Below are 11,174 nucleotides of genomic sequence, written 5' to 3'. Positions count from 1 at the left end.
AATACAACCAGACCGCACGGGCGATAATCTGCGGTGGAAATCGGTGGTGCTTGTAGCTGATGGTCGATGAGGTCATCTCAACCGTATTATCCGCCACCCGTTAAGTCGCCGACAACGTGACATCGCCCAGCCACGCCACAGTCAGCCGTTTCAAAGATCCACATCCGTGCACCAACGCCATTGAGAGTGACCATTTCTGCGTGAAGAAGAACATGCCGAAGATCGGCGGATTCCAATCCTTCAAAACCGCGCGTCGAACTATCGCAGGGTTCGAAGCGATGCTGTGGCTTCGAATAGGGTTTGGCTTCTTCGGAGAGTGGACCGTCAATGATCAGAACGATCTGCTCGCGCGTCTCTTCGGACTTCAAAAGATTAATAAGGCGTGAAGAGCAGAACGTATTTCAGCTCAACGCGTTCGGCCGACCGCTTTGCGACACGCCCGTTTCGCAACCCAGCGCTGGATGCACCCGAAGCCGCCCACAACGCCAGGGTCGCAGAAGCCCAAAACACCCTATTTTTGCGCCATCACAATGACCAGCTGGCAATAAATTTCATTTTCGTATGGACATCGAGCGTATATCCACCTACATAACGTTCAACTCCTCCGCCGAAGCGCTTTGTTTCGAAAGGAACATGAAGCGCTGAATGCAGACGTTACTGTCGATGATTGCCATGTTGGCAGAGCCATACTTGGATGGCCAGATCGTGTTTAAATCATAGCGTTTTGATACGTTGAATATATAACCGACACTTGGGAATGCGCAGCAAATACTGTCGTCTCGACAAGCATCGGCTAAAAAAGGAGAATGCCTGGCCTCTTGAGCTCGGCGCCCAAATTATATGAATTCTGCAACTGAAAGAGACGTGCCGACACAATCGGCAACGACCAAGATTAGCCTCAAGAACATCTACAAAGTCTTCGGCGAGCATCCGAAAAAAGCCTTCGCACTACTGCGGGCCGGAAAGACCAAGTCTGAAATTCATGCAGCAACGGGCTGCTCGATCGGCGTCAACGACGCCAGTTTCGATATTCGTGCCGGCGAGATATTCGTGATCATGGGCCTGTCGGGCTCCGGCAAATCAACGCTGCTGCGCCTTCTCAACCGACTGATCGAACCGAGTTCCGGATCGATCGAGATCGATGGCCGCGACATCACCGGCATGTCGCGCAGCGAGCTGACCGCGCTTCGCCGCCGCGACATCAGCATGGTCTTCCAATCCGTTGCACTTCTGCCGAACCGCACGGTCCTCAACAACGCCGCCTTCGGTCTCGAAGTCGCCGGTGTCGGCGCGGTCGGCCGCAAGCAGAAGGCACTGGCGGCGCTGAAGGCCGTCGGCCTCGATGGCTATGCCGACAGCCGCCCGGACCAGCTCTCCGGTGGCATGAAGCAGCGCGTCGGCCTTGCCCGCGCACTGGCCAGCGAGCCGACGATCCTGCTGATGGACGAAGCCTTCTCGGCCCTCGACCCGCTGATCCGCACGGAAATGCAGGACGAACTGGTTCGCCTGCAGTCGGAACACAGCCGCACCATCGTTTTCGTCAGCCACGATCTCGACGAGGCTATGCGCATCGGCGACCGGATCTGCATCATGCAGAACGGCAATGTCGTGCAGGTCGGCACGCCCGACGAAATCGTCACCCAGCCGGCCAACGACTATGTTCGCTCGTTCTTCCGCAATGTCGATGTCGCCCATGTCTTCAAGGCCGGCGATGTTGCCCGCAAGTCGCAGGTGACGATCATCGAGCGCGAAGGCGTGTCCGCTGCCGCAGCGCTCGAGCGGATGAAGAACTTCGATCGTGAATACGCGATCATCCTCGGCCGCGACAAGACCTATTACGGCATGATCAGCCAAACTTCGCTGATCGAGAAGATGCGGGCCAAGGCAGCCGACCCTTATCGCGGCGCTTTCCTGACCGAGATCCAGGCCATTCCGGCTTCCGAGCCTTTGTCGAACGTGCTCGGCAAGGTCGCCGCCAGCCCATGGCCGGTACCCGTCGTCTGCGATCGCAACCGCTATATCGGCTCCATCAGCAAGTCGGCGCTGCTCGAAACGCTCGATCGCGCCAGCTGACCCCAAACACATCGGATATACTATGTACTTCGATATCGGAAGCGGCATCGACGCTGCCGTCAATTACGTCCTCGACAATTTCTCACCGCTGCTGGACGCCATCGCCGCGACCATCGGCTTCGTCACGGATGGCATCCAGAATGCCCTGCTGGCTATCCCCATGCCTGTCGGCATCGCGATCTTCGTGATCCTGTCGCTCTGGCGTGTGGGCATCGGCTTTGCGGTGTTTACCGCGCTCGGCCTGCTGCTCGTCAATCACATCGCCCTCTGGAGCCCGATGATGGAGACGCTGTCGCTGGTGATCGCCTCGACGCTGATCGCCATGCTGGTCGGCCTGCCGCTCGGCATCTCCATGGCGCGCAAGGATTCTGTCGCCGCCTTGGTGCGCCCTGTTCTGGACCTGATGCAGACCATGCCGGCCTTCGTCTACCTGATCCCGGCCGCGATGTTCTTCGGCCTGGGTGCCGTACCCGGCGCGATCGCCACGGTGATCTTCTCGATGCCACCGGTGGCCCGCCTCACCAATCTCGGCATCCGCCAGGTGGATGGCGAATTCATCGAGGCCGGCAATGCCTTCGGCTGCACCGCCACGCAGTTGCTCTTCAAGGTGCAGTTGCCGAATGCCCTGCCCTCGATCATGGCCGGCATCAACCAGACGATCATGCTGTCGCTGTCGATGGTCGTGATCGCCTCGATGATCGGTGCCGGCGGCATCGGCAACACGGTACTGACGGGCATCCAGCGTCTCGATGTCGGCACCGGCTTCGAAGGCGGTATCGCCGTTGTCATCCTGGCCGTCATTCTCGACCGGATCACCCAGAGCCTCGGAAAGCCCAGCGCCGCCTTCTGGTTGGGACTGTTTCGCAAGACCGAGCGCGAGGAACTGGCGACCGCTACCGCCTGACCCCCGCGTCAGACCATTGCGGGCAACGACCCGTCTAATGCGAACCTTCACAAAAGGAGCACATATGTTCAAAACACTCGCGACCCTCGGCCTCGCCGCCGCCCTTCTCGTTGGCACCGTCACAGCGACCATGGCTGCGGATGCCAAGGCGGTGAAGATCGGCTGGGCCGCATGGTCCGACGCCGAATTCGTCACTAAGCTCGCTGCCAGGCTGATCGAGACCAAGCTCAAGCAGAAGGTCGAGCTTGTGCAGGCAGACGTGGCGCCGCTCTACCAGGGTGTCGGCCGCGGCGATCTCGATGCGATGATGATGGCCTGGCTGCCGCAGACCCATGCGGACTATTATGCCAAGGTCAAGGAGAAGGTCGAGACGCTCGGCACCGTCTATGACGGCGCCAAGCTCGGCTGGGTGGTCCCGGACTACATTCCCGCAGACCAGATCGGCTCGATCGAGGATCTCAAGAAGGAAGACGTCCAGAAGAAGCTCTCCGGCACCATCCAGGGCATCGACCCCGGCGCCGGCCTAACGCGCCTTTCGGAGAAGGCCGAGAAGGATTACGGGCTGGGCAGCTACAAGCTGCAGATCTCCAGCGAAGCTGGCATGCTGACCACTGTCGATCGCGCCGTGCGCGGCGAAAAGTGGTTCGTGGCCACCGCCTGGAGCCCGCACTGGATGTTCGGCAAGCACCAGCTGCGCTACCTCGACGACCCGAAAAAGTCGCTGGGTGAAGCCGAGCACGTCGACATTCTGGCGCGCAAGGACTTCAAGTCGGAAAATCCCAAGGTTGCCGACTTCCTGTCGCGCATGAAGCTGCCGATTCCCGATCTGGAAGCGGCGATGTTTACCGCGCAGCAGAGCTCCTATGATGAAGCAGTCGACAAGTACATTGCCGACCACCCCGACCAGGTGAAGAGCTGGATCGGCGAGGAAGGCTGATCTCCGACATCATGCTCCCCAGCACCATCGTGCTGGTGAGCATCTTCGCAAGATCGAGCAGGAGCGACAGTTGTATATCGACAGCCCGGACACATTCTACACGACCGACGACACCATCGGCGGCCGGATATCGCTGGCGCGCGACGCGAACGGCCTGTCGGTCGAAGCCGCCGCCCTCGCAATCGGCATCGCGGCAGGCACCTGGATCGACTGGGAAAACGATCGTGACGCTCCCTTCCCCGACCGCCTCGTGATGATTGCCGAAGCGCTCGGGGTCAGCCTGGCGTGGCTCGTCAGCGGACGTGGCGAAGGGCCAACCTGGATCACCAGTGACAACGCTTCTGCCGTTCGTCCGGACTGACGGCCAACGGCCGCGCCAAACGATTTCAGCAGGACAAGGAACGACATCGATGGATACCAGCACAATCACATCCGAACTGACGCAGAAAATCCGTGGGGCGCCGGCCCTGGAAGCAGGATCGACAACCGGCCAGCCGATCGATCTCTCCGCCATGCACGCCCTCTATTCGGATTTGGGATGGCTGATCGCCGAGCGTTTTTCATCGCTTGAAGACCGTCAGAGGGTATTCGAGTTGATCGAGCTCGGCATGCGAAGCGGTGACCCCAAACTGAAGCATGCGCTATCGACCGGCTTGATCGAAGCGATGATTTCCCGCACCGGCGCGCAGCCGGCGAGGTGGCGACAGATCTCGGCGCAGCTCGGACCGCTGTCCGCTGCCTATATCCACGGATAGCTTTTTCCCCTGCCAAGTTCCGCCCATCTCGGCCGGCATCAGCGTGGATCGCAGATGCCGGCCTGTTCGTCTTCGGCCAGCCCCCTTCCTCGTCACGTGCAGGATAGACAGCGCCGGCAAAGGCTGCCGGGTGCGCCGATTGCCGACGGCGCGATCCTGCGAACCACGATCCCCTTCGGCTACCCCTTCGCAATTGCGACAGAAGACATCGGAGTTGGGGAGGTGACCAGACGAAAGGATCAGACGCCGGACTGATGTTCAGGTGCGCCGTGTACAAGCTGAAACTCTGGCGAGTGAACCAGATGAAGATAACGTTTGAGAGCGCCGGTGCAAACGTTGGCCACGGTAACGGCGCGATAAGCGGTTGAGAAAACTGGTGCTTCTCTCCACGGTCGCCGGCCGAGCCGACCTCCGCGCTCGGTCCGGAAATGGTCTCGGAAGTTCTCGACACGATGACAAGCCTTGCCCGTGACGGCATGACGATGGTCTGCGTCACCCATGAAATGGGCTTTGCCCGCGCGGTCGCCGACCGGGTCATCTTCATGAACTCCGGCCAGATCGTCGAGAAGGCAATCCGGAGATGTTCTTCACAAATCCCCAGCACGAACGGACGAAGCTCTTTCTCAGCCAAATCCTCAGGCATTGAATGCCGAATCCGCCAAGCACTGATTTGGTTGCCCCAAACTGAATATCATCGGCGTTGTTGGTGAGGCGAGGCGAGATGAGGGGGCACCACTGATGCGCCCCAGGCGGAACGGCTTGCCGGGGGCAGTCGTCCGGGGTTCGTTCGGAGCGGAGCTATGCCAACCCTCCTGCGGCTGCCCTTTTTCCGGTCAAGCCGTGCGCGAACTGGAGCCGGCGCGGGAGCGCCTGCGCCTGGTATGCTCATTGTTGGAGGAGCGTCCTGGCCGTGGCAGGCACGGCGTCGGCCCAAGAGGGCCGGCACCAAGCTGACCGCCATTCGGTGACTGATCTCACAAGCAACCCGGCTGGCCAAAAGGAGTGACCCGCGGCCGGAACGAAAAGATCACGGGGATGGTCTAGCCCTCCGCTGATTTCAGAAGCTCGGAGCGTGCCACGCGCTGCGTATAGAGCGGAACGGCACTCCAATCGCTATTGTGCTGCAATCCCGTGTGCGTTCAGGACCTCTTTCGTTACCGTGTCGTTAACTTGAGGTTGTTGTCCTTTTGCATCTGGCTCAGCGGCGCGCACGTGTCCTCGCCGATGACGTCAGTCAGGGGCACCAGCGATCGACATGATTATCATGATCGCCGCGCACGACGCGCCGCGGACAGTAGGAGACGTCGAACTCCGCCATCCGCGCTCCGATGTTGCGTTATGTCCGACGATGGTCATGATGAACCGACGGCCCCTGACTGTGCGCGTCACGCCCTACTCGCCCGAACGCTCAGCCACCGATCATCGGGCTTTCCGACGCACCAACGTATCTCGCTGACGATCCAGCCGGCGTCTGCGAGTGCGAACCGCAGGGCAGACTCGCGCCAGTGCGTCTCGACGTAACGCCGCGGCGCTGCCGTGTGTGGACACATCCTCGCCTTCGCCCTCTCTAACCGAGGCTTGCAACCGGCCACCGGTGGAGGCGCGATGGCCACAGGCACGCGATATTGCGGGACGGCGATAAATGTCCAATGTCATCGCATCTATTCTCCCACCAACCGGAACACTGGCGGCGCTCCATATGCGCGGAACGCCTTTAGGTCGACTTGGATCATCGGGCCACGCGACGTGTGCATGGTGAGGGTGCTGATATCAACGTCAATCCCGGATTTGTGTAAGTCGCGAATGGCATCATTCATTTGTTGAAGCGCTGCGCCTAGTCTTTCCTCGGCATGCTTCTGTCCTGTGAGGTTAGATGTCATGCTTGCCCCGATTGTTTGATGTTTGCTTCCGCCATGCGGATAACTTTGTTCGCCGCTTATATAGATAGCTTTCCGGCATTACCATCGAACGGCCTCTCTTTGTTGCGGGTAGAGCCAAAGGTTTTGGCAAGGAGGCTTGCAGCGGCCGTTTGATAGATCATCCCAAAGATAGTCTGGGCAATCGCCATTGCACAGTCGACATGCGCCCCGCAGGCGGCGGCGGCCAAATCCGGATCGTTCGCGTCGATTGCCGCGAAAAATCTCGTTGACCTGCGAGGGACCGGAGGTCATGCGATTTGAAGTCGAGAGAGTCATGACACGGAGTCGCGAAATTCGACTATTGAGCCGATGAATTCTGGCCGGAAGTGCGTTCGATTTCAGCCATCGCTTTGCGCAGTTTCATCTTGACGTCGCGTCCAGCAAGAAGGGCGCAATCGGCGACGGCCGTTGACAAGAGCGCCTCCCGTATCTCGTAGATCTGGCGGGCATCGTTCTATTCGGACATCGCGTGATCAATAACCCTTGGGCGGGACAGGGCCTCGTCGAGGATCTGAAGCCGGAAAATGTTGCCGCACGCGCCATTGCTCGGTGCTTTGCTGACGAAGATGATCCTCAGTGCGGTCGGTTCGGGAGAAATGGTCGAAGCCTATAGTAGATCGGCGGTCGGCGGCCTTGATGGCGAGATCGGGCATGCGTCGGCGCTCATCCATATGCTCCGCTTCGGCAATCACGGGGTTGTCACATTAAGTTGTCCTCTCTGAGAACGGGCTAACGCTCCCGGCTTTTCAGGCGACGCAGGCTGCAATTTTCCATGCATCGAAAGCTTCGAGCCGATGGTAGCGAAGCGTTTGCGCGGCGCGGCGACGGGACGGAACTGAAAAGCAATTGCGGGTCGCTGAGTGCATGGAGACGAACCGTTGCAACGTGCCTGGTGATCGGTGGCCTTGCATGGTGCGTTCCCGTTTTCGAAACGGCAGATGGCTGTTCTCAGCCCGATTATTGAGGCCCTTGTGCGACCAATGGTCAAGGCCGGGTGCCACTTCCGCCTTTGCTGCACCGTAGGAGCGGAGCTTATCGGTGATGATCCGTTTGGGAGCAAAGCCATAGCGCTTCATTAACGCCACCAGCACGCGCTTCGCTGCCCTTTTATCACGCCGCTTCTGCAATATCTCTTCGAGAACGGTGCCATGTTGATCGACCGCACGCCAGAGCCAGGATTTCTCTCCAGCGCATTTCACGACGACTTCGTCCAAATACCAAATATCGCCGGGGCGCGCCTGCCGCCTGAAACTGATATCTGATGTCTGCATTGCTAAAATTATGCGCAACCCGTTAGGCAGGCAACCGCAGCCCGGTTAACGTGACAACACCCTTTACAGTGCCTACGTGGGAATAGAACACCGCTTACCTTGATCCATCTCAACTGGAGCATTTTTCGCTGTAGCAGGAGTAGGCCATAAGGCCCACTCCTGTCGCCCTACCAATCAGGCGTCGACTTTTTGCTTGGCAAACAAGTTATAAGTTGCTTGCAATGACTGTATTGCAAGAGTTGCCGTCTGCGAATTTTGTGCACTGTCGGCGTTGACCCAAACCCACTGTGTTCCGTTGCCCTGAATTGGGTATTCATAGGTGTTGTAAGTTTTGCCGGTGACGGTGACCTGATTTTGTGTCGTGCCTGTGTAGGCAATCGTGTTGGAGGGGTCGGCTTGCTGATTGAGAATGACAACGTTGGCCTTGTTTTCAGTAAGTTGTACCGAAATGAACTGGTTGATGTTGCTCTTCAAGGTCACATCATACCAATGGCTTGCTGGCACACCGTAGAAACGCGTAAATTTCGTAAACGATGCTGTTGAGCCGACTGGTGCAGCAACGTTGTTGATGCCGGATGTGTTCGTCGGCATTTTTACGCTGGCAATATAAGCATCTATTTTTACGCCTGGATCGGCAGTGGTTAGTGAAATGCTGACGGAGGCCGTGTCGCTGCCTGAAACAAAGCATAGCGCCGCAAGGCCCTGATTACCAGTAGTGCCAGGCACAGTAACCTTTACGGGAGGCTGTGATTGACTCCAAATCACGTTCACAGTCGCGTTGGCATCGTTACCGGCCGAGTTGTAGAAAACCAGCGCGTATAATTGCCCCTGATTCAAATTGCCGTTGCAGCTTGCTGTATCACCGCCGTTCAAGGTGATCAGACGTCCGTCATTCCAAGTAACTGCTGTCATCGTCTTTTCCTTTGATTGCAACCAGGATGTGTTTATTTACAGTATGCAATTTACGGTCCCCACGAGTTCAAGTCAACGTCACTTATATAATTTTTTGCTAAAACGATCTTAGGTTTAATTATTTTGGTGAAAACACCTTAAGTTGATAGGCGGGGCCCACGAGGGTCTGTCGCAAATTCCGCGGTTAGTGGCCCTATCGGCTCGAAGCTGGGATTTTGGCCAAGTTGAAGAACGATGGGTGAACGTCAGGGTTTGGCCTGAGCTTTGAGCAACCACTCTGCAAAGTTGCGCTCGCCATTTTCATCCCATGCTAGTTCCGGTGAGAGGCTGGAATCGTAGCGATATTGTCTTTGGCGACTTCTTATTTGAGAATTGCGCTTCGATGCCCACATCGGGACGATGAACAGCCTCCTTCTCGTGCTTATGCAAGGTGCTCCAGTTCATTACGTTGGGGGGATGATCCTGCCGCGTCGGCGGCGGTCCGCCGAGATCGACCTGCGAAAAAAATTCCATATGCAGCGAACTGAACTCGCCGCGAAGATTGGTCTCAGTGCGCCGAAAGCGAAAGTGCTGCGCGCCCCATCTTGGCATTGATGATGATGATGCAAGTTGCTGTCACGTTTTTGAATTCGGTGCCCAGAAAATTCCGTGCTTTTCCGACAATGCTCTGCGCTGAATGAAGGAAGCGCTGCACATGTCTGAGCTGTGGGCGAACAGGAATAGGTAGTTGTTAGTCAGCGAGGACTACGAAGGCGTGGTCTGGGATTTGCGCAAACGCTTCGGCCGATCGCGGCGACGGGCGACCCTCATCGCTATGATCTAACGCTGTTCGACAGCTTCATCGTTGGGCACCGGTATCCTGAGCTTGGAAATCAGGTCACTGATACCAACGTGAGCGGTCTCTGACTCGTTTTGCGGTTTCCAAATCAGTTGAATTCTGAATCTATGTCGCAGACGGAGGTTTGCGGATGACATTGGGAATTCCACTGCGCGATGACTTCGACGGTTTTGCCCTGCGGGCATTGGCCAAGAGCACGAAGGATGCGGCACAGGCTCGGCGGCTTCTTGCCCTTGCCGAAATCTATGATGGTCATTCACGCAGCGACGCGGCCAGGATCGGAGGCGTGACCCTGCAGATTGTCCGCGATTGGGTTATGCGCTTCAATGCCCGCGGTCCGTCAGGGCTCATCAACGGCAAAGCGCCTGGCAATCAAGGAGAGCTTTCCGATGTGCATCGCCAGGCTTTGGCGAAGATTGTCGAAATCGGGCCGATACCAGCAGTGCATGGCGTCGTTCGCTGGCGGCGCAAGGATCTGGTTCAATGGCTTTTCCAGGAATACCGGATCTCTGTGGACGAGACGACCATTGGCCGCGAATTGAAGGCGCTCGGCTTTGCAAAGCTGTCTGCTCGTCCGCGCCATTACGCCCAGAACGAGGGTGACCTGGAGAGTTTTAAAAAAACTTCCCCGCCACACTGGCAACCATCAAAAGCAGGCTCCCCAAGAACATCGAGATCGAGCTCTGGTGGGCCGACGAAGCTCGGATAGGGCAGAAGAACAAGATCCCCCGACGATGGGCACGCAAGGGCACAAGGCCTTCGGCACCACTCGATCAACGCACGATGTCGACTTATACCTTCGGCGCCATCTGCCCCAAGAAGGGCAAAGCTGCGGGCCTTGTTCTTCCCTACTGCGACACCGACGCCATGAACCAGCATCTGCTCGAAATCAGCCAGGCGGTCGATGAAGGTGCTCATGCCGTGCTGATCGTTGATCAGGCTGGATGGCACGTCACGCCGAAACTCAAAGTACCCGACAACGTCACCCTGCTGTTCCTGCCGCCGCGGTCGCCCGAATTGAACCCTGTCGAGAACCTGTGGCAATGGGGTTGTCACATTAAGTTCCTCTGGCTGGAAAGGTCAGCGGCTCGTGGATATTCAGGCGACACAGGCCGCAATTTTCCATGCATCGAAAGCTTCGAGCCGATGGTAGCGAATTGTTTGCGCGGCGCGGCGACGGGACGGAACTGGAAAGCAATTGCGGGTCGCGAGTGCATGGAGACGAACCGTTGCAACGTGCCTGGTGATCGGTGGCCTTGCATGGTGCGTTCCCGTTTTCGAAACGGCAGATGGCTGTTCTCAGCCCGATTATTGAGGCCCTTGTGCGACCAATGGTCAAGGCCGGGTGCCACTTCCGCCTTTGCTGCACCGTAGGAGCGGAGCTTATCGGTGATGATCCGTTTGGGAGCAAAGCCATAGCGCTTCATTAACGCCACCAGCACGCGCTTCGCTGCCCTTTTATCACGCCGCTTCTGCAATATCTCTTCGAGAACGGTGCCATGTTGATCGACCGCACGCCAGAGCCAGGATTTCTCTCCAGCGCATTTCACGACGACTTCGTCCAG

The 11,174-nt window shown here is 57.9% G+C and carries 6 protein-coding genes and 7 pseudogenes; 9 read left to right on the top strand and 4 right to left on the bottom strand.

Going from position 1 to position 11,174, the window contains the following annotated elements; all coding sequences use genetic code 11:
* Positions 1-179: 179 nt before the first annotated feature.
* From HFO99_RS32945 to glnQ, 7 genes and pseudogenes are all read left to right on the top strand, one after another.
* Positions 180-386 (top strand): annotated as a pseudogene (locus HFO99_RS32945) (DDE-type integrase/transposase/recombinase); the annotation flags it as partial.
* 454 nt (positions 387-840) lie between these two features.
* On the top strand, positions 841-2,073 hold the full coding sequence (proV, locus tag HFO99_RS32940) for a glycine betaine/L-proline ABC transporter ATP-binding protein ProV (protein WP_077988271.1): 1,233 nt from the start codon (positions 841-843) through the stop codon (positions 2,071-2,073).
* 22 nt (positions 2,074-2,095) lie between these two features.
* Positions 2,096-2,977 carry an ABC transporter permease gene (locus HFO99_RS32935; RefSeq protein WP_222277304.1) on the top strand — a complete coding sequence of 294 codons (882 nt, stop codon included), beginning with the start codon at positions 2,096-2,098 and terminating at the stop codon, positions 2,975-2,977.
* A 64-nt stretch (positions 2,978-3,041) separates the two neighbouring features.
* Positions 3,042-3,914 (top strand): glycine betaine ABC transporter substrate-binding protein, encoded by an 873-nt coding sequence (locus tag HFO99_RS32930; RefSeq protein ID WP_028734667.1) that lies wholly within the window; start codon positions 3,042-3,044, stop codon positions 3,912-3,914.
* A 70-nt stretch (positions 3,915-3,984) separates the two neighbouring features.
* A complete protein-coding gene (locus HFO99_RS32925; RefSeq protein ID WP_222035468.1) occupies positions 3,985-4,275 on the top strand; it encodes a helix-turn-helix domain-containing protein in 291 nt (96 codons plus the stop codon).
* Positions 4,276-4,324: 49 nt separating this feature from the next.
* Positions 4,325-4,669, top strand: a complete 345-nt coding sequence (locus tag HFO99_RS32920) for a hypothetical protein (protein ID WP_077988268.1) — start codon at positions 4,325-4,327, stop codon at positions 4,667-4,669.
* 401 nt (positions 4,670-5,070) lie between these two features.
* Positions 5,071-5,315 (top strand): annotated as a pseudogene (glnQ, locus tag HFO99_RS32915) (glutamine ABC transporter ATP-binding protein GlnQ); the annotation flags it as partial.
* A gap of 739 nt (positions 5,316-6,054) precedes the next feature.
* Here glnQ and HFO99_RS34040 read toward each other — a convergent pair.
* Positions 6,055-6,268 (bottom strand): annotated as a pseudogene (locus HFO99_RS34040) (class I SAM-dependent methyltransferase); the annotation flags it as partial.
* Positions 6,269-7,057: 789 nt separating this feature from the next.
* On the opposite strand from HFO99_RS34040, the pseudogene HFO99_RS32910 reads away from it, so the two are divergent.
* Positions 7,058-7,280, top strand: a pseudogene (locus HFO99_RS32910) (amino acid synthesis family protein); the annotation flags it as partial.
* A gap of 54 nt (positions 7,281-7,334) precedes the next feature.
* On the opposite strand, the pseudogene HFO99_RS32905 reads toward HFO99_RS32910, so the two are convergent.
* A pseudogene (locus tag HFO99_RS32905) lies at positions 7,335-7,817 on the bottom strand (IS6 family transposase); the annotation flags it as partial.
* Positions 7,818-8,033: 216 nt separating this feature from the next.
* Positions 8,034-8,771, bottom strand: a complete 738-nt coding sequence (locus HFO99_RS32900) for a hypothetical protein (protein ID WP_077988110.1) — start codon at positions 8,769-8,771, stop codon at positions 8,034-8,036.
* Positions 8,772-9,739: 968 nt separating this feature from the next.
* Here HFO99_RS32900 and HFO99_RS33755 point away from each other — a divergent pair.
* A pseudogene (locus tag HFO99_RS33755) lies at positions 9,740-10,656 on the top strand (IS630 family transposase); the annotation flags it as partial.
* A 51-nt stretch (positions 10,657-10,707) separates the two neighbouring features.
* Here HFO99_RS33755 and HFO99_RS32885 read toward each other — a convergent pair.
* Positions 10,708-11,174 (bottom strand): annotated as a pseudogene (locus HFO99_RS32885) (IS6 family transposase); the annotation flags it as partial.

This window comes from Rhizobium leguminosarum (genome assembly GCF_019798305.1).
In the GTDB taxonomy this organism is placed as follows: Bacteria; Pseudomonadota; Alphaproteobacteria; order Rhizobiales; family Rhizobiaceae; genus Rhizobium; species Rhizobium leguminosarum_U.
Note: the sequence above shows the minus strand (reverse complement) of the source record. Positions and strands in the feature narration are given on the sequence as shown.